Source organism: Flavobacterium davisii, assembly GCF_019565505.1.
Taxonomy (GTDB): domain Bacteria; phylum Bacteroidota; class Bacteroidia; order Flavobacteriales; family Flavobacteriaceae; genus Flavobacterium; species Flavobacterium davisii.
In genome coordinates, this window is sequence record NZ_CP067378.1 from 2,045,868 (window position 1) to 2,064,830 (window position 18,963).

Genomic DNA, 18,963 nt, shown 5'->3' on the forward strand with positions numbered 1-18,963 from the left:
ATTTGATTATTTATTTAATTCATCCCTCACTTCCATCAATGCAAATCCTAATAAATTTAGTCCGTTCCAAGTTTTAGGATTATTTGCCTTTGGGTCATCACCTGTGAGACCAATACCCCAAATTTTATCCACGGGACTCGCTTCGACTAAGATTCTGTCATTGGTATTTAGTAAAAACTCTTTCAATGCTTCATTTTGAGAGAATTTATGGTAATTCCCTTGAACTACTATATCAAAACGTTGGGCATTCCAAATTTCATTATCGAAACCTTTTACCAATCGACCTAATTTTTTAGCCTGATGAGGAGAATTTGCTTTGATGATTTTATCAAACATTTCTTCATCGTTAAATAATTTCGCTTTTTGTGCCATCATCCAATGTTCGGCAGTGGGATACGTAATCCCGTCCACAGTAAATGAACTCTGCCACCATTGACTAAAACAAGTTTTGGTTATACTTCCGTCATTTGAAGGTTGATGCCCCCAAAAGAAAAGGAACTTCGCATTTTTATCTATATTTTCTATTGTGTATTGCATTTCATTTCAATCTTAATTGTTTCTACTTTTTCATTATCAAAATCCTTAAATGAATTGGTCGTAAAGATTTTTTCAAAAATTTGTAATTGATCGAATCCTTTGTTAAAAATTCCGTGGCTTACGGCCAAATATAATTTGCCAGCGTTCTTTTTTTGTAATGCTTCGGCTAATCCTATAAAAGTTCCGCCTCCGTCACATATATCATCTACTATCAAACAAGGTTTTCCTTGTAAATCATCGGTATAAACCTTAAAATCTTTTAGTTTTCCTGTTTTTACATCGCGGCTTTTGCTTGCTTCAACTACTTCCACACCGCCTAAATATTCAGACACTTTGTAAATTTTCTTTAAAGCGCCACCATCTGGTGAAATTAAAATTACTTCTTGTCCTATGTTTTCAATTACTTTTTCAATAAATTTATAATTGGTAACCACTTGGCAGTTGTTTAGAACGGCTGGAGTTACTTCGCTATGCGCATCAAAAACATATACTTTAGAAAGATTGAGGCTATTCAAAATATCAGCATATACTTTAACTGAAAGTGGTTCGCCGGGAATCATCACACGATCTTGTCTTGCTGCTGGAAAATACGGAATGAAAAGTTCAATTTCTTTTACATCCATTCTTTTTAAGGCATCAATCGTTAAAATGATTAATCCAAAATCGTTAAAGCTATTTGCACGATGTGTAATGATAACTTTTTGAGTAGTATCAAACGGTTGAATTTTTATATGTGGTTCTCCTCCAGAAAAAGTGAATGTTTGACATTCAATTTGGTTTTGTATTCCAAAGGGAGTGAAGTCTTTATCTAAATTTAATACGAACATATTTATATAGGTTTGCGTTAATGTTACGCAAATATAAAACGTATTTTTTTACTGACAAAATATTTTGTGTTTTTTTACGCAAAGTTAATTTTGAAAAAATTTAATCGTTGAATGGTTTATAAGATAGCACAGATAACATCTTTTAAAACGTATATTTTTTTAAGAATTGTATTACTACTATAATAAAATAATTTCATTTGCCACAGATGCACAGATTTTGCAATAATTACCTTCCAAATTTATATTATGTTTTAAACTTGGGTGTAATAAATATAAAATAAACTAAATGAATGATTTTAATCGGTGTATCTGTGGTAATTTTTAAATGTGCTATATGAATTATTAATTAATTCAATAACAAAAGTTTATTGAAATAAAAGCTTTACGCAAACTTGATTTCAAAAACCATTCCGTCTTTAGAAAGTTCTTCGTATTTAGCAACGTTAAATTTAAAAAAATTTAGCTGGGCGACCCGATTTGGGGTGATGTATATGATCTGTTTCTTCTATAAAACCTAAACTGAGTATTTTTTTCTAAAATTTCGTCGGTCGATTTCTTTTCCAATGATAGAAGTATATAAATGTTCCAAATCAGAAAATAAAAACTCGTGAGGGAGCAAATCAAAACCTATGGGTTGGTAAGTTAATTTGGCTTTCAAACGCTCCAATGCTTTAGACACAATTTTGTTATGATCAAATGCCATTTTTGGTATTTCATCTACTTTTACCCAGCAAACAGCGTCAGCATCCGTATCGGCAATTAATTTTAATTTAGATGGATTAACAAGCGCAAAATAGGCCACCGATATTACTCGGTTACGAGAATCGCGATACACATCATCGCCAAAAGTATAAAGTTGCTCAATATAATTTACTGTAACATTAGTCTCTTCTTTTAATTCACGCTTAACTGCATCGATTAAAGGTTCATTGGCTTTTACTAAACCTCCGGGTAACGCCCAATGTAAGGTATCTGTACCAAATTTTTGTTGGATAAGTAAAACATATAATGATGAATTTGCATAGCCAAAAACGACTGCATCGACCGCTATTTTTATATTTTGTGAGAAACTCATATCTTGCGTGTATTTTACGCAAAATTAGAAAATATGTTTTAATTTTTTGAAAAAGGCATTTTTAAAATCTGTTGTACGATATTATCGTACAACAGATTTTAAAATTATGATGTCGTAAAAGTATATAAGTAAAAGAGGATTTTCATTCTCTATACAAAAAGTATTAATCTTGGAAATCTGAAAGATTTTCATGTAGTGCAAAATTCCGTTTTCAATATAATTTAGGTTATATTTTTATGTTTTAAACAAATGAATGGTTTGGATTAACAAGCTAATTAACTGCAATACAGTTTTTTATATTTTTGAAGCTATTCTCTATTGAATTTTAACTTTATTTTATAATATCCCGATAAATTGTTTCCTAATTTTATGTTTTTAAACACAAAAAACATGACAAACTTTGAGTTATACAATCCTGTAAATTATATTTTCGGGAAAGGGCAGATAACAAAATTGACAGAATTAGTTCCTCAAAACACCAAGATTTTACTTACATATGGTGGGGGAGTATTTTTAAAAACGGAATTTATGATCAAGTTAAAACTGCTTTAAAGGGATTTGATGTGGTCGAATTTGGAGGAATTGAACCCAATCCGCGTTTTGAAACGTTGATGAAAGCAGTTCAGATTATTCGTGAACAAAATATAGGTTTTATTATTGCTGTTGGAGGTGGTAGTGTAATAGATGGGACTAAATTTATATCGGGAGCCGTTAAATATCAAGGAGATGAAGTAGAAATTCTTCGTCAAAGAGTGTTATTTAAAGAGCTTAGCGAGGTAGTTCCTTTTGGAACTGTTTTAACTTTACCTGCTACTGGATCTGAGATGAATTCGGGTGCTGTAATTACAATTGAAGAAACACAAGAAAAACTAACTTTAGGAGGTAGTGCTTTATTTCCGCAATTTTCTATTTGTGATCCAACAGTGATAGAATCATTACCTAAACGTCAGTTACAAAATGGTGTAGTAGATGCTTTTACACATGTTATGGAGCAATATTTAACTTATCCACATGATGCGTTATTACAAGATAGAATAGCAGAAAGTATCTTACAAACTTTAGTAGAAATAGGACCTTCAATAGTTGAAAATCCAGCTGATTATAAACTGGCATCTAATTTTATGTGGTGTTGTACAATGGCATTGAATGGATTAATTCAAAAGGGAGTACCTTCTGACTGGGCTACCCACATGATAGGTCATGAATTAACGGCTTTATATGAAATAGATCACGCTAGAACTTTAGCAATTATTGGGCCTAATTTGTATAGAGTAATGTTTGATACGAAAAAAGAAAAATTAGCACAATATGGAAAAAGAGTTTGGAATTTGACTGGATCTGACGATGAAATTGCTGAAAAAGCAATTGAAAAGACAACGGCATTTTTTCATGTAATGGGAATGCTTACTCGTTTATCTGAAAATACAGAAAACTACTCAGAAACAGCTTCTATTGTTGTGAATCGTTTTGAAGAAAGAGGCTGGGAAGCTTTAGGGGAAAAACAAAATATTACTCCTGAAAAAGTAAGAGCTATCATAGAAATGAGCTATTAAAACGTTTTTTTAAAAAACTTGAATTATAATTCAAAAAGCGCACTTGATTTACTCAATGTGCGCTTTTTTACTAAACACCAAAAACAAAACGTAACTTAACTTTTAACCCAATTATTTTTCTACATCTGTTTTTGCTTTGCTAACAGTCAATCGAAGATATTCAATGAATCCTCTCCCTTCAAACTCATACGTTGTTCCACTTGTATTATGAAACAATCGAATTCGATGGTCATTAATAACGCTTAGTGTGAAAGATTCATTGCCCCAAAAATCATAATCTAATGTTAATTTTTTAGTGTATGGATTCAGATTATTTGAAATACCGTACAGACCTGTAAAATCCCAATAAATGTTGTTTACATTCGTTCTGGGTGAATCTTTAGATGAACGAAAACGTTTGTCAGTTCCTCCTGCTAAAAATTGTATAAAATTTTCCTTATCAAAATCATTTAAAGCTCCTATTCTGCTGGTATATACTTTTTCCCATGCTTTGTATTCTTGTAAGAAGTAATGAATATTATCATTAAATAATTTATCGTAATCGAAGTTACTTCGTTGATACCCTATTAAGTAGTAGCTTACTTTGCGAAAAGGATCATATAATCTTATTTTATTTTTTGTTAGTTGGCTTATTTGTAATTCAAATGTTCCGTATACATCGTGAAAAACACGAATAGAATTGGAGTTGTAATTATACGCTCCTACTCTTGTTCCAAATCCATTGCCTGTAGAGCCGATTCCTGCTAAGTTATTATTAGTATATAAAGCTCCATTTAAAAAGAAATGGTGAAAGCGCGTGTTATGAAAGGGATATTACCTGAACCTTCTGTAGCATTATAATCTATATACCATAAATCATAACTTTCTATTCGTTTTGATATGCTTGTATTCGTTGCAGCCGGTTCACTATGGTCTTCAATTATAGCTTCGTTAGTACACGACTGAAATAAGGAGGGTATTATTATTATCAATAAAAATATTTTTATCATTTTCATACTATTAAGAATTTGAAGTTTCCTAACTTAGCTAACCAATATACGTGCCATTTTTTTGTAACTTTGGATTTTTATTTAGAATTGCATCTTTACGCATAAAGATATTTTATCTTAATCTAATAGATAGGTGATGAAGCGTTTATCCTGAGCGTGGTAAAATTGATCGGGAGTAATAAAATATGAATACACAACCCAAATTTGCTGTTATTGGTGGTGGTAGTTGGGCTACCGCAATCGTAAAAATGTTATGTGAAAATGTAGATCAAATTGCTTGGTATATGCGAAGTGTTTACGCATTAGAGCATTTGAAATTGCACAAACATAATCCTAATTATCTAAGTTCTGTAGCATTTAATATTAACCAATTACAACTTACTAATGATATTAATCAAGCGATTAAAGACGCTGATTATGTGATTTTTGCAATACCTTCTGCATTTTTAAGTACGGAACTTGAAAAAATGACGGAAGATCTTAAAGATAAAGTAGTTTTTTCTGCTATCAAAGGAATTGTTCCTGAAAGTAGCTTGATAGTAGGGGAACATTTTCACACAAAATATTCTATTCCTTATGAAAATATAGGGGTAATTACAGGACCTTGTCATGCTGAAGAGGTTGCATTAGAACGTCTTTCTTATTTAACTATAGCTTGTGGGGATATGGAAAAAGCAAAAATTGTAGCTACTAATCTTTCTAGTTATTATATTAAAACTAAAACTTCAGATGATATTGTAGGTACAGAGTATGCTGCAGTTTTAAAAAATATTTATTCCATTGCAGCTGGGATTGCCCATGGATTAGGATATGGTGATAATTTTCAAGCGGTCTTAATGAGTAATGCCATTCGTGAAATGAAACGATTTATTAAACAAGTACATCGTATGAAACGTAATATAAACAATTCAGCTTATTTAGGTGATTTACTTGTAACAGGTTATTCTGTTTTTTCAAGAAATCGGATGTTTGGTAATATGATAGGCAAAGGATATACTGTAAAATCAGCTCAAATGGAAATGAGTATGGTTGCTGAGGGGTATTATGCTACTAAAAGTGCTTGGACACTAAATGAAGAATACCAAGCTAAAACACCTATATTAGATGCTGTTTATCAGGTTTTGTATGAGGGTAAAGAGGCTAAAAAGGTCTTTAAAAAACTAACTGAAAAATTAGATTGATTTTTAGGGCAATATAAAAAAGAAAGAGAAAAGAATACTGAAATTTATAGTCTTCTTTTCTCTTCTTTTTATTTATTTTACGACCACTCCATTTTGCCATATATGAGGCACTTCTTCTGTAGCTCGCTCATTAATTGTATTGGAGCGAAAAGTGAATTTTTATCATAAAGTGTGTTTCCTATAAAATAAGTCACCATAAACTCATTATTAAGTACTAAAACACTATTTTCTATCATTTCTATTTTTAAAGCAGAAACACTTGGTAAAGCTTTAAATCCGTGACGTAATAAGGATGTTTTACGCATTTCGCCTTCTATTTTACCATAAGCTTTAGAAACTACTATAATATTTTCTAAATCGTAATCGGAATCATTAATTAGGTAGACGTTCCATACTTTATCCATAAAGTCATCATTCCATTCTTGTATAGCGGCTAAAAATACATTTTCTACTTTAGGGATTATAATGTCTTTTTTCATTTTAGTCTTTAGTTTAAAGGCTAAAATCAAAAGTTGATTTTTAAACTTTTGATTTTTATTTTTGACTTTAATCTAAAGTCAATCTTGGGAATCTATTCTGTTTTATTTGTTTCAAATTCAAGTATGTATACTGATTTTATTACTTCATGTAATAATATGTTCTTCTATACAGGATTTTCCGTAAGCATTTTAATTTATTAAAAAAATAATTTTAGAATAGATTTCAAATACTGAATCTAGATTTAATAGTTATTATATACTTGATTTAAATTGTTCTAAGAAACGTACATCATTTTCATAGAACATACGAATATCTCCAATTTGGTATAATAACATGGCAATACGCTCAATTCCCATACCAAAAGCAAAACCATTATAGTCATCAGGATTAATATCACAGTTCTTTAATACATTTGGATCTACCATACCGCATCCCATAATTTCCAACCAGCCTGTTCCTTTAGTTATTCGGTAATCAATTTCGTTTTTTAACCCCCAATAAATATCTACTTCTGCACTTGGCTCTGTAAATGGAAAATAAGATGGACGCAAACGGATTTTTGATTTACCAAACATTTCTTTTGTAAAATACAACAAGGTTTGTTTTAAATCGGCAAACGAAACATCTTTGTCTATATAAAGACCTTCTACTTGATGAAAAATACAGTGTGAACGAGAGGAAACGGCTTCATTGCGAAAAACACGTCCGGAGAAATTGTACGGATCGGAGGTGTATTATTTTCCATATAACGCACTTGCACTGATGATGTATGTGTACGTAATAAAATATCAGGATTGGTTTGAATAAAGAATGTGTCTTGCATATCTCTTGCTGGATGGTATTCTGGCAAGTTTAAGGCTGTAAAGTTATGCCAATCGTCTTCAATTTCAGGCCCTTCTGAAACATTGAAACCTATATTCGAAAAAATATCAATAATTTGGTTTTTAACTAATGATATAGGATGTCTTGACCCCAACTTAATAGGCTCTGCAGGGCGTGTTAAATCGCCGTATAACCCCTTAACTTCTTCTTTGCTTTCTAGGTCTTCTTGAATTGATTTTACCTTTTCTTCGGCTGTCTTTTTTAATGTATTAATAATCTGACCAAATTCTTTTTTTTGATCATTTGGAACATTTTTAAATTCAGCAAAAATATCCTTTACTAATCCTTTACTTCCAAGAAATTTAATTCGGAATGCTTCTAATTTTTCCTTATCTTGTGTATCAAACGTTTGTGCTTCTGCAATGTATTCTTTAATCTTATCTATCATCGGTTCTCCTTTGAAGGTGCTAATTTAAGGTTTTTTAGGTATTAGACAAAAGTAAATAGTCATTAGTTATAGCATTACAACAGTAGCCATTATCTAATTAATCTATAACTCTTTTCTCTACAAAATAGTTTACAATTGCTTCTTTCATTAAAACGGATTGTTCACCTGCTTTTAACGGTGGTAGTTCTTCTTTTATCTTATAATGAGGCCAGCCTTCCTGATCAAAATAATCAAATTCATAATATCCATAAGGTTCTAACAATCTACAAATGGCTATATGCATTAAATTAACCTTTTCGTCTTTCTTAAAGGTCTGGTTAAATTTACCTAATTCTTGTACTCCTATTAAATAAATAATAGCGTCTAAGTCTAGCTCATCCCCATCTGCAAATTTATTAGATAAGAAACTTGTAATTTGTTCCCATCTTTTTTTCAATTGTATATCTCGACTCATTTTAATATAGAGAATAATTTTAGAGTATCTAAAAAGTAGTAATTTAACGTCTTGTTTATCTCTTCAACGATGGGAGAAATAACAAGATCGCGATCTTTTAGAGATACTCCCTTTTTTGTGCAAATATAAGACTAATAAAGCATAGCTATCTTTTTTCTTTCTTCTTTTCTCTTTTTGTTATATTTGAAAAAAAGAAAAATGGGATTTGTAGATATTATAATAGGAGCGTTATTAGTTTTTGCTTTTTATAAAGGTTTAAAAAATGGCTTATTTGTAGAACTAGCTTCGTTAATAGCGTTTTTTATAGGCGTTTTTATTGCTATTAAATTTTCTTATGCTGTAAGTGATCTTTTAAAAGATTTTTTTTATGGTCATCTAAAACTATTCAAGTTTTTGCTTTTGTCCTTACTTTGGTATTTGTTGTGCTAGGAATTCATTTTATTGCAAAATTACTTTCTAGTGTTGCTAATTTTGCATTTTTAGGCTGGGCTAATATATTAGCTGGAGGCGTTTTTGCTGTTTTAAAATCGGCCTTATTAATTGGTATTTTTTTAAATCTTTTTCAAAAAGTAAATATAAATGATGTGATGATTAGCAAGGAGACGCAAGAAAGTTCTTTATTTTTTAATCCTTGTATGAAAACGTCGTATTTTTTATTACCTATTTTAGGAGATTGGTTTACTGATTTAAAAGAAAAAACGGCAAATTGGGATAAAAAGGAAGTGTCTACAAAAAGTGAAGAAAAAAATAAAAGTGAAGAAAAAATGTAGGTTTGATTAATGGTTAGGTTCTTTTTCTGTACTTAGGGAATAAGAATTAATCATTTAGAGTGTTATTTTTAGCGTTTTTTGTTCTTTCGGAAGATGGTTTAAATTTAACCTAGATTTCTTGTTAGATTCGAAGCGAATGGGAAAATCTAATTTGTATGAACTTTATTTTTGAGTTGAAAAGGGAGTAAAATAAAAAAGACAGAACCTAATTCTGTCTTTTTTGCCCTCAAATCTACCATAAACTTAACCTACTTATTGTAATGGTGCCTCAAATTTATGGAGAGAGGGAGTGGTATTGAAATAAAATCGATGAAATACCTAAAAACACGATAAAATACACTTTTAGTATGCTCTCATGTTATTTCCTTCGTAGAAGTTTATGAAAGCCCTATTTACCACACGGTTTCCTCCATCCGTAGGATAATTGCCAGTAAAATACCAGTCGCCTAAATTTTTTGGACAGGCTTTGTGTAGGTTTTCTACTGATTGAAAAATTATTTTTATTTCGGCATTTATGGTAGATTCTTTTAGCATTTCAGCAATTTTATCTGAAATTTGTTCATCTGTAAATTGAGCATATAACTCATTTACATAATTTATTACTTCTGAATCTTGCTTGTGTTCTTGTGCTTTACATTTTGTATAAATGTCTTCTACCAGATGGTATTTGTTGGTTTGCTTTAGTAAATCTAACATGGCTTGAAAGGCGATTAAAGTTTCTAATTTAGCCATGTCAATACCATAGCAATCGGGGTAGCGTATTTGTGGTGCAGAAGAAACAATAATGATTTTTTTAGGATTTAAACGATCCATCATTTTGATAATACTTTTCTTTAAGGTTGTTCCTCTTACAATACTATCATCAATGATTACGAGATTGTCAGATTTTTTTACGACTCCGTAAGTTACATCGTATACATGAGCTACCATGTCATCTCGAGAATCATCATTTGTAATAAAAGTTCTAAGTTTAGCATCCTTGATCGCAATTTTTTCAGAACGTATTTTAACATCTAAGATTTCTTTTAGACGATCGGGTGATAATTGTTCTTTTTGCTCAAGAATGGTGTTTATTTTGCGTTGGTTTAAGAAGTCATTAGCGGCTTCTATCATTCCAAAGAAAGAAGTTTCAGCTGTATTAGGGATGTATGAAAAAACGGTATTGTCGGTGTCATTTTCAATTGCTTTTAAAACTTCGGGAAGGATTAATTTTCCTAGATTTTTTCGCTCTTGATAGATTTCGGCATCACTTCCTCTAGAAAAATAAATACGTTCAAAAGAGCATGCTTTTTTTAGAGTAGCTTCTCTTATTTTTTCATCAATCACAAGGCCGTTTTTCTTAATGATAATGGCGTGCCCGGGCGTAATTTCTTGAATAGATTCAAAAGGAACATTGAAAACAGTTTGAATTACAGGGCGTTCAGAGGCAACTACTACAATTTCGTCATCATGGTAATAAAAAGCGGGGCGTATACCTGCTGGATCACGTGTAACAAAAGCGTCTCCATGACCTATTAAACCAGCCATGGCATATCCGCCATCCCAATTTTTAGAAGCTCTTCGTAAAATACGTCCAACATCCAGTCGTTCAGCAATTACAGGGGATGCTTCTTGTTTGCTAAGGCCTTCTTCTTTGCATTTCTGGTATAAATCGGTTACTTCGTCATCAAGGAAATGACCTATTTTTTCCATAACGGTTACTGTGTCAGCCATTTGTTTAGGGTGTTGTCCTAAACGAACTAAGTCGCCAAAAAGTTCTTTTACATTGGTCATGTTAAAATTACCAGCCACAATTAAATTGCGGTTCATCCAGTTGTTTTGGCGAAGGAAAGGATGTACATTTTCAATGCTGTTTTTGCCAAATGTCCCATAGCGAACATGTCCAAGAAAAACCTCTCCTATATAAGGAATGTTTTCCTTCAATAAATTTATATTATTTTTATATTCGGGGTGTAATTCTAGTTCTTGATTGATGCGCGAATTAATTTGTGCGAAAATATCTTGAATGGGTTGTGCTTGGTTAGAACGTATTCTACTGATATAACGTACTCCGGGGTTACATCTAATTTAATACTTGCTAAGCCAGCACCGTCTTGACCTCTGTTGTGTTGTTTTTCAAGAAGCAGGTACATTTTTTCAACCCCGTAAAAAGCCGTGCCATACTTTTCTTTATAATATTCTAAGGGTTTTTTTAATCTCAAAAGTGCTATACCGCACTCGTGTTTAATTGCATCGCTCATTGTGTTGTTGGTTGTGTGTAGTTAAGACCGAAAAGCATCGGTGTCGTAAAATTTTAATTAAAAAAGCCCCGAAAAAACGGGGCGAAAATTTATGATAATTCTATCTCAAACTGTGTTAAGGCTTTAAATTGTCTTAATCGAGTTTGGGCTTCTTCCTTTGTTAAGTTTACCATGCGTTCTGTACCGAATTTTTCTACACAAAAAGAAGCTAAGTTAGATCCATGTACAATTGCTGATTTCATATTTTCAAAAGAAATATTTTCGCTTTGTGTAATGAAGCCAGAAAATCCTCCAGCAAAGGTATCACCAGCGCCTGTTGGATCATACACTTCTTCTAAAGGTAATGCGGGTGCAAAGAAAACCTCTTTTTCATTGAAAAGTAAAGCGCCGTGTTCTCCTTTTTTGATTACGACATATTTAGGTCCCATTTCATGAATTTTAGCGGCAGCTTTAACCAAAGAATACTCACCTGATAACTGGCGTGCCTCCTCATCATTGATTGTGATTACGTCTACACGTTTCATTACGGCTTTTAATTCTTCTAGAGCACAATCCATCCAGAAATTCATTGTATCCAGAACTACTAATTTGGGTTTGTCGGTTAATTGATCTAATACGCTTGACTGTACTAATGGATGTAGATTACCTAGCATTATGACATCTGCATTCTTGAAATTATCAGGAACTACAGGTTTAAAATCAGCTAATACGTTTAATTCAGTTACTAATGTATCGCGAGAATTTAAGTCATTATGGTATTTTCCACTCCAGAAAAAAGTCTTGCCTCCTTTTACCACTTCTAAGCCATTTACATCTATGTTTCTAGATTTTAATAAGTCAATATATTCTTGAGGAAAATCTTCTCCCACAACAGATACGATGGCTGATTGTAAATTAAAATTAGAAGCAGATAGACCGATGAAGGTAGCAGCTCCTCCTAAAATTTTATCAGTTTTACCAAACGGCGTTTCAATAGCGTCAAAAGCTACTGTTCCTACAATCAATAATTTGTTCATAAACGAATTGAAAATTAGAGCGCAAAGTTACAATTATAAGTTGTAAAGTGCAAAGTTTTAAGTATTAGAAAAAGGAAAGGCGTTAATTTAAGAAAAAGAATAAAGAACAAATCGTTCTAAAGCTTTGTGAAAAAGATAATAAAATGAGGAAGCATCCAAAAAAAATAAATCTTGTGTTTTCTTTAATTGATTTGTTATCATTGGTTAAAGATTGAAATATTTTAGAATACAAGATGATTAGGCAAGTAAAAGTTGTAAACTAATTGTTTTATTTTTTGGATGCTTTCTCGTTTATTTTATTCTCCATCAGCTTCTTTATAATCAGGATATAAGAAATTATTATAAGGAAATCGTGTAATGTGAATTTGTCTTACGGCTTCGTAAACTTTTTCTCTAAATTCTTCAAAATTATGTTTTTCAGTAGCTGAAATAAACAAGGCATGATTTTCACCTAAACGATTCATCCATGTGTTTTTCCAATCTTGAAGAGTGTAATGCTTAGTTGTTTTTTCTGTAATCAAATCATCTTCTGCGATGGTTAAATGTTGGTAAGAGTCTATTTTGTTAAATACCATAATAGTGGGTTTATCCGAGCTCTTGATGTCTTGTAAAATTTGATTGACGGATTCTATATGATCTTCAAATTCAGGATGTGAAATATCTACTACATGTAGTAAGAGATCAGCTTCTCGTACTTCATCTAGTGTGCTTTTAAAAGATTCGACTAATTGAGTAGGTAATTTCCGAATAAATCCTACTGTATCTGAAAGGAGGAAGGGCAAATTTTTGATTACTACTTTTCTTACTGTAGTGTCTAAAGTTGCAAATAATTTGTTTTCAACAAATACTTCACTTTTTCCAACGGCATTCATAAGAGTAGATTTTCCAACGTTCGTATAACCAACTAAGGCAACGCGAACCATAGCTCCTCTATTACTGCGCTGAATAGCCATTTGTTTGTCTATGGTTTTAATTTTTTCTTTTAATAGCGCAATGCGATCGCGTACAATACGACGGTCGGTTTCAATTTCTGTTTCTCCGAGGACCACGCATTCCAATTCCACCTCGTTGACGCTCTAAGTGGGTCCACATACCAGTTAGTCTTGGGAGTAGATATTGACATTGTGCTAATTCAACTTGCGTGCGAGCATACGAGGTTTCAGCACGTTGGGCAAATATATCTAGGATAAGATTGGTACGATCTAATACTTTACAATCTAATTCGCGGGTAATATTTTTTTGTTGTGCGGGTGAAAGTTCGTCATCAAAAATAACTGTTTTGATATCGTTTTCTTTGATGTATATATTAATTTGATCAAGTTTTCCTGTACCAACAAATGTTTTAGGATTAGGTTTGTCCATTTTTTGTGTAAAACGTTTTACCACTTCACCACCAGCAGTAAAGGTCAAAAATTCTAATTCATCTAAATATTCATTTAGTTTGTCTTCGTTTTGACTTTGAGTTACGATCCCTACAATTACTGTTCTTTCAAAAATATGTTTTTCTTTTTCTAACATTTCATTTAATTGAGGTACAAAATTAAGCAATAAAATGATAGAAATAAAAAACCCAATTCAATCTGAATTGGGTTTTTATACTAAATTTATTTTTTTATTTAGTTTATTACGATGTCATCTAGGTGAATTGTAGTTGTTCTAGCTGGACTAAAACTGTAGCCTCCTGAGTATTCAAAGATGATATAACCGTTACCTGTTAAATTAACGGGGAAATTAAATACACCGCTATTAACGAAAGGTTTTGTTGTTCCCGTTAAAGTACCTGAAGCAATTGTAAAATTAGAAGTAATATCTGTTAAAGAAGCATCACTTACTTTTGAAAAAGGAACATAGTTAGTAGAATAATAAACTTTTAAAACATTTCCTGTATTAAAACGATCCTGTGTTTTAAATGACATACTATTTGCTGCTGTAAAATCTACAGGAACAATAAAATAAGATTTATTGTTTTGTTCTTGTCCGCTAGATGCAGAGTTAAAAGCAGACATAACGATGTATTTATTACTGCTAAAGCTCGTTACATACCAATATTTAGATCCTAATAAAGGGTCATTAATATATTTAGGGAAATCTTTTGTTCCAGTTGTAATACTTCCAGCAGTATAGGTGTCAAAATTTTCTGTAAAAGAGCCAGAATAGGTTAAAGCAGAACCTCCTAAAGCAGGAGCTAAATCAACTTCTTTTCTGTCTTCAGTTAACTGAATGTCTCTTTCTGTACGTGGTATAAATTGGTAATCAGAACCAAATTTTGTTAAAACCCCTCTAATTTTACCATTTTTGTTAGAAATGGTTTTACTAGCAAATTTTGCAAACTCACTAATTCTTACAATAATTTTATTACCATTTAAGTCTGTTATTAAATGGTTTGTCGCACTACCTAAATTGTTAAGAGTAGGGTCGAAGTATTTTTTACCAACTGAAGCATCCAAAAATTGAACATCCTTTAATTCAATTAATTTGTTGATATAAGAATCATTTAATATTTGATTGATAAATAAAGGTTTTTTAACAATTTTTTCCTCTCCTACGTTTTCGCATGACTTTTTGATAATATTTTTATAGGTAACGAAAGAAATTCTTCCAACTTGATCGTCTGCGGTATTATTAGGTGTTTCATTATTAAATATTTCACCTATTATTGTAGAAGCGTTTTTATTGGTGTAGGATAGGCCATTCATTTTTATGTAAACTTTTCTTCCTGGCTCAAATTCAGTATGTAAATTGCTTTGATCTACGGGTATACTAAAGCCTACAGTACCAGATCCATTATCAACTGATTCAAATGAAATGGATTTGTAAAAAGTACCTCCTTCGTCGCTTGAAGTAACGATTGCCTCAATGATATCATCTGCTTTATGAGTTGTAAAACCATTGGTAGGAGCTTGATTTGTAAAATCAGTAACTTTTTTATTAGGCGTTAGACTTTCACAAAGGTTATTCGTACTGGGTGTATCGAACTTTTCATTTACACAGGCTACGCTTGTACATAGTATAAACGAATAAACTAAAAAACTTTTAATATTTATATTTTTCATAACGTCTTAGTTCATAAAAAGTTTAATATTGTCTAACTGATAAGTAGTAGTTAAACCGTTTGTTTTGTTTCCTGCGTACTTAAACGCAATTTGGATATTTTTGCCTTTATAAGCTGATAAGCTAAGGATTCCACTTGAAATGAATTTATCTACTTCTGTAGAAGTGGGTAACTTAACGTTCAAAGGAGTCCATGTGGCAGTACTGATACCTGCTTTTGTACCGTCGTAATTTTCGGAAATCAAAACGGTTAAATTGCTACCTGTCCAGAATCTAACTTTGGTGTCGAAAGAGAAAAAAGTTTCTTTTTGAGAGTCAAGTAGCGTATTTGGAGTGATTAACCATGCTTCATCTGTTGTATTAGCAGCGGAATAAAAAGATGAGAACTCGGCATACTTATTAGAGTCTGCTAAACGGCTATTCCATAATCTAGTTCCTGTTGTACTTAGATTATAATTAGACCAACCTTTAATATTAATGGGTATTTCTGTAGATCCTGAACCTGATGTTGTTGCTTCAAAGTTTTCAAATAAATAGGCCACTTTAATTTCAGGAATGTCAAAATCCTTTTCTTTATCACAAGCTATGAATAATCCAGCAGCGATAACTGAAGTAATAATTGATTTTAAAAATTTTTTCATAGTTGTGTTTTTAGAAATTAACATATAAATTCACAAAGAAATTCCTTCCATAACCGTAGAAATATTTTGAACCAAAAGTTCTGATACCACTTTGTGAGTCTTGGTTTAGTAAAGGGAATGTTGCTTTTCTTGCTTGTTCAAAACCACCTGTTTTAAATATTTTATCTAAAGCGTTGTTAACTGTGGCAAAAAAAACCGAAGGTAACTCCTTTTTTTACTCTCCAAGATTTACCCCCGCTTAAGTTTAATAAGAAGTACGCTGGCAAACGCTCTTGTTGTAAAGCTTTTCTTACTGAATTTTCATTAACACCATCGTAAGAAATACCTGTTTTATCATCAATAGTGAAATTATTTGTTCTTAAAATATTTGAAACGCCAACATAAGTTTGATCAAAATAGTTATAATTAGCACTTACATACCAAAAATTAGGATTACGATATTCTAAACCAAATGAACCTGCTATTTGTGGCATGCCACCAACTCTATATCCTTTTAGATATGTTTTTCCAAAATTTTCAACTGGATAGTTGTTAGATTCTGTAGCCGCAGCATCATTGTTAAGTCTTAGTGTTGGATTGTTGTCGTAAGTGTATTCACCGTATGAACCAGCTAATGAAGCTTTGATTGTGGAGCTAATTTGGTATTCTATACCTAACTCACTACCAATACTCTTTTTGTCCATACCTGTTACAATTTCACTTACAAAAGCATCGTCATTACCGTTGTTTGTGTCTTCGTCAATAACTCCTTCGGCAAAAAAGAAAGCTACATTTGTTGTGTTTGATACTTTGTTATAAAACCCTGTAATTCTAGATTTAAATTTAGGGGTACGAATGATATAGCTGGCATCTGCACTAACTATTTTTTCACTAGCAAGATCAATCGTTACATTGTTATTGTAGCGAGTATTAGCAAACGTATTTCTTAAGTTAGGAGCTTTGGTTAAAAAGGCACCATTAAAGTCAAATAAATGACGGCTTGATAATTTGTATGTTATACCTCCTTTAAAACCATAGTTGTCAAAAGATGGGCGTTCGCTTTTCCCGAATGAGTTAGCGGCATATTTTCCATTTCTGTATAAGCCTTCTCTTTCATATTCCGATCTGGAAAAAGTTTGAGATAGGTAGAAGTCTGCTTTTTTGAAGTTAAATTTAAATTGCGTAAAAGCGTCAATTACAGTAGCTCTTAAATTATAATTATATTCAAAAATATCATTAAGTTGAATTTTTTGATTAGGATTATTTAGGTCAAATTGGGCAAAATCACCTTTTGATATATAAAAAGGATCAAAGTTTTCGGTGTATTTAGCGCCTAAAAGATCTGCTGCCACAGCATATTGATGTGATTTTAATTTTTTGAAATTTACAGCTGCATTAAAACTTATTTTTTCTGAAAATTGAGAATTTAATATTGAGTTGGCGGTAATTTGTGTATCGTCATTTCTTTGTTCAGTCAATAAGTAATAGGCTTTTCCAGCTACATTGTTAGGGTTTGTATTAGCATAATATATTTCATCCCAGTTGATTTGACCATTGTTTTTAAAATCAGCTAAAGCGTTTGCGGCTCTTGTGTAGTCTGGAATCCATGCACCCGTATTTTCATTTGTTAGGTTTAGATAAGTACTTGGTAACTTTTTGTAGTATGTAGGATCAGGATTATTACTACCGGATATTCTAGTCTTGCATTGGCAATAGAACCCGATTGAAATGCTAAATTCGTATTTAATCTGGTTTTGTCGCTAAATTTCCAGTAATGACTTAACATTACGATAGGCTCATTTATAAAACGGTCTCTACTATTGCGTTTTTTTCCTTCTTGCCAACCCCAATAAGAATTGTATTTATATCCTTTAATATCTGTTACTTCATCTGTATTAGGAGAGGTTCTGCCTCTTCTATTTTGAGCATAAATGGAAGTGAAGTTTAAAACATGTTTTTTACCCAATCTTTTTTCAACACTTGCAAATAATGAATTGGCCGCCATATCCGTTCCTTCAAAATGTCCTTCTTGAGCCCATCTTCTACTAGCAGATACCACAAAAGCCCATCCTTTACTGTCTAAACCAGAAGCATGAGTACCCATTGCTCTCCAGTTGTAATTAGTGTTAGTTCCTGAAAAAGAAATTCGCGTTCCGAGGTCTGTACAAAGAAGCTCTAGTATTTATTTCTTGAGTGCCTAATATACTACCAAATGTATAGTCGGAAGCGGTGCTTCCCATAGTAAATTCTTGATTTCTAGTAGCATCATTAAGGCCACCCCAATTGCTCCATTGAGCACGACCATCCCATATTTTGTTCATGGAAACACCATTTATCATAGTATTCCCGTATTCATTGTCTAATCCTCTAATTCTAAAACGAGCTCCTCCCCAGTTAAATGCAGCAGCCTGTTGATAAGTGTCTCTGGTGGCTTGTAAAAGGCCAGAAGTGCTTTCAGAGCCACTATTGTCGTCACCTAAATCATTTTCTGTTAAAGTAACTAAACTTAATTGTTGTTCTTGATTTTGAGAATCATCTTCAAGAATAATTACCCCTAAATCTAAAATTTGATTAGTCATAATTTCTAAGGCTAAAAGTTGTTCTTTATAGCCATCACTTTTAACTTTTAATAGCTGCTTACCAGCTCGAAGGCCTTTAATGGTAAACTTACCCTCCGAATTTGTTAACTGCGATAAGTTAGTGTTTTCAATAGTAGTCACTACATTCTGTAGAGGCTTATTAGTTTTGTAGTCAATAACCTTTCCTGAAATTCCTGTTGGTTGTTGTGCAAAAACTAAAACTGCCTGTAGTACCAATAAGGTACTAAAAACTAGTTTTTTCATAAATAAAATTAAAAATTAATTTACTTTTCCTACTTTAAATGGTTAAAAATAGGGCGA

13 protein-coding genes and 6 pseudogenes are annotated in these 18,963 nt (G+C 32.0%); 4 read left to right on the forward strand and 15 right to left on the reverse strand.

Annotation, left to right across the window (positions count from 1 at the left end):
* Positions 1 to 6 precede the first annotated feature (6 nt).
* From ybiA to JJC05_RS09900, 3 genes and pseudogenes are all read right to left on the reverse strand, one after another.
* On the reverse strand, positions 7 to 537 hold the full coding sequence (ybiA, locus tag JJC05_RS09890) for a riboflavin biosynthesis intermediates N-glycosidase (RefSeq protein ID WP_235877329.1): 531 nt from the start codon (positions 535 to 537) through the stop codon (positions 7 to 9).
* Positions 522 to 1,364, reverse strand: a complete 843-nt coding sequence (gene prs, locus JJC05_RS09895) for a ribose-phosphate diphosphokinase (RefSeq protein WP_235877330.1) — start codon at positions 1,362 to 1,364, stop codon at positions 522 to 524. Before prs ends, ybiA begins: the two co-directional genes overlap by 16 nt.
* A 382-nt stretch (positions 1,365 to 1,746) precedes the next feature.
* Positions 1,747 to 2,439, reverse strand: a pseudogene (locus JJC05_RS09900) (NUDIX hydrolase).
* Between the two features lie 390 nt (positions 2,440 to 2,829).
* Between JJC05_RS09900 and JJC05_RS09905 the strand changes: the two are divergent.
* Positions 2,830 to 3,992 (forward strand): annotated as a pseudogene (locus JJC05_RS09905) (iron-containing alcohol dehydrogenase).
* A gap of 773 nt (positions 3,993 to 4,765) precedes the next feature.
* Here JJC05_RS09905 and JJC05_RS09910 read toward each other — a convergent pair.
* A complete protein-coding gene (locus JJC05_RS09910; RefSeq protein WP_235877331.1) occupies positions 4,766 to 4,963 on the reverse strand; it encodes a hypothetical protein in 198 nt (65 codons plus the stop codon).
* 203 nt (positions 4,964 to 5,166) lie between these two features.
* Here JJC05_RS09910 and JJC05_RS09915 point away from each other — a divergent pair, with 203 nt between their 5' ends.
* On the forward strand, positions 5,167 to 6,162 hold the full coding sequence (locus JJC05_RS09915; protein ID WP_088393923.1) for an NAD(P)H-dependent glycerol-3-phosphate dehydrogenase: 996 nt from the start codon (positions 5,167 to 5,169) through the stop codon (positions 6,160 to 6,162).
* Positions 6,163 to 6,234: 72 nt separating this feature from the next.
* Here the strand turns inward: JJC05_RS09915 and JJC05_RS09920 are convergent.
* From JJC05_RS09920 to JJC05_RS09930, 3 genes and pseudogenes are all read right to left on the reverse strand, one after another.
* Positions 6,235 to 6,641, reverse strand: a pseudogene (locus JJC05_RS09920) (hypothetical protein).
* A gap of 252 nt (positions 6,642 to 6,893) precedes the next feature.
* Positions 6,894 to 7,912, reverse strand: a pseudogene (pheS, locus tag JJC05_RS09925) (phenylalanine--tRNA ligase subunit alpha).
* A 97-nt stretch (positions 7,913 to 8,009) separates the two neighbouring features.
* Positions 8,010 to 8,366: a hypothetical protein gene (locus tag JJC05_RS09930; protein WP_088394792.1), complete on the reverse strand. Its 357-nt coding sequence runs from the start codon at positions 8,364 to 8,366 to the stop codon at positions 8,010 to 8,012.
* A gap of 198 nt (positions 8,367 to 8,564) precedes the next feature.
* On the opposite strand from JJC05_RS09930, the gene JJC05_RS18855 reads away from it, so the two are divergent.
* A complete protein-coding gene (locus JJC05_RS18855; protein WP_258928509.1) occupies positions 8,565 to 8,795 on the forward strand; it encodes a CvpA family protein in 231 nt (76 codons plus the stop codon).
* Positions 8,789 to 9,136 (forward strand): CvpA family protein, encoded by a 348-nt coding sequence (locus tag JJC05_RS18860; RefSeq protein ID WP_258928511.1) that lies wholly within the window; start codon positions 8,789 to 8,791, stop codon positions 9,134 to 9,136. The genes JJC05_RS18855 and JJC05_RS18860 overlap by 7 nt, the downstream gene beginning before the upstream one ends.
* Before the next feature lie 342 nt (positions 9,137 to 9,478).
* On the opposite strand, the pseudogene JJC05_RS09940 reads toward JJC05_RS18860, so the two are convergent.
* The 8 genes and pseudogenes from JJC05_RS09940 to JJC05_RS17240 all read right to left on the reverse strand — a co-directional run bounded on the left by JJC05_RS09940 (position 9,479) and on the right by JJC05_RS17240 (position 18,906).
* A pseudogene (locus JJC05_RS09940) lies at positions 9,479 to 11,376 on the reverse strand (amidophosphoribosyltransferase).
* Between the two features lie 89 nt (positions 11,377 to 11,465).
* Entirely contained in the window at positions 11,466 to 12,392 is a 927-nt protein-coding gene (locus tag JJC05_RS09945) for a PfkB family carbohydrate kinase (protein ID WP_105195640.1), read from the reverse strand.
* Positions 12,393 to 12,688: 296 nt separating this feature from the next.
* A pseudogene (gene hflX / locus JJC05_RS09950) lies at positions 12,689 to 13,910 on the reverse strand (GTPase HflX).
* A 98-nt stretch (positions 13,911 to 14,008) separates the two neighbouring features.
* Positions 14,009 to 15,445 carry a DUF5689 domain-containing protein gene (locus JJC05_RS09955; protein WP_127823293.1) on the reverse strand — a complete coding sequence of 479 codons (1,437 nt, stop codon included), beginning with the start codon at positions 15,443 to 15,445 and terminating at the stop codon, positions 14,009 to 14,011.
* Between the two features lie 6 nt (positions 15,446 to 15,451).
* Positions 15,452 to 16,084, reverse strand: a complete 633-nt coding sequence (locus tag JJC05_RS09960; protein WP_164849087.1) for a choice-of-anchor J domain-containing protein — start codon at positions 16,082 to 16,084, stop codon at positions 15,452 to 15,454.
* A gap of 176 nt (positions 16,085 to 16,260) precedes the next feature.
* Entirely contained in the window at positions 16,261 to 17,541 is a 1,281-nt protein-coding gene (locus tag JJC05_RS17230; protein ID WP_258928514.1) for a TonB-dependent receptor, read from the reverse strand.
* A gap of 155 nt (positions 17,542 to 17,696) precedes the next feature.
* Complete coding sequence (locus tag JJC05_RS17235; RefSeq protein WP_258928516.1) at positions 17,697 to 18,167, reverse strand: hypothetical protein; 471 nt, start codon at positions 18,165 to 18,167, stop codon at positions 17,697 to 17,699.
* A gap of 22 nt (positions 18,168 to 18,189) precedes the next feature.
* Entirely contained in the window at positions 18,190 to 18,906 is a 717-nt protein-coding gene (locus JJC05_RS17240) for a carboxypeptidase-like regulatory domain-containing protein (RefSeq protein WP_258928518.1), read from the reverse strand.
* Between the last annotated feature and the right edge of the window lie 57 nt (positions 18,907 to 18,963).

Excerpts from the sequence above, each read along its gene's own strand:
- JJC05_RS17235 (WP_258928516.1), bottom strand. The coding sequence starts at position 18,167 with ATGGGTACTCATGCTTCTGGTTTAGACAGTAAAGGATGGGCTTTTGTG.
- JJC05_RS18855 (WP_258928509.1), top strand. The coding sequence starts at position 8,565 with ATGGGATTTGTAGATATTATAATAGGAGCGTTATTAGTTTTTGCTTTT.
- ybiA (WP_235877329.1), bottom strand. The coding sequence starts at position 537 with ATGCAATACACAATAGAAAATATAGATAAAAATGCGAAGTTCCTTTTC.
- JJC05_RS09945 (WP_105195640.1), bottom strand. The coding sequence starts at position 12,392 with ATGAACAAATTATTGATTGTAGGAACAGTAGCTTTTGACGCTATTGAA.
- JJC05_RS09915 (WP_088393923.1), top strand. The coding sequence starts at position 5,167 with ATGAATACACAACCCAAATTTGCTGTTATTGGTGGTGGTAGTTGGGCT.
- JJC05_RS09930 (WP_088394792.1), bottom strand. The coding sequence starts at position 8,366 with ATGAGTCGAGATATACAATTGAAAAAAAGATGGGAACAAATTACAAGT.
- JJC05_RS09955 (WP_127823293.1), bottom strand. The coding sequence starts at position 15,445 with ATGAAAAATATAAATATTAAAAGTTTTTTAGTTTATTCGTTTATACTA.
- prs (WP_235877330.1), bottom strand. The coding sequence starts at position 1,364 with ATGTTCGTATTAAATTTAGATAAAGACTTCACTCCCTTTGGAATACAA.
- JJC05_RS09960 (WP_164849087.1), bottom strand. The coding sequence starts at position 16,084 with ATGAAAAAATTTTTAAAATCAATTATTACTTCAGTTATCGCTGCTGGA.
- JJC05_RS17240 (WP_258928518.1), bottom strand. The coding sequence starts at position 18,906 with ATGAAAAAACTAGTTTTTAGTACCTTATTGGTACTACAGGCAGTTTTA.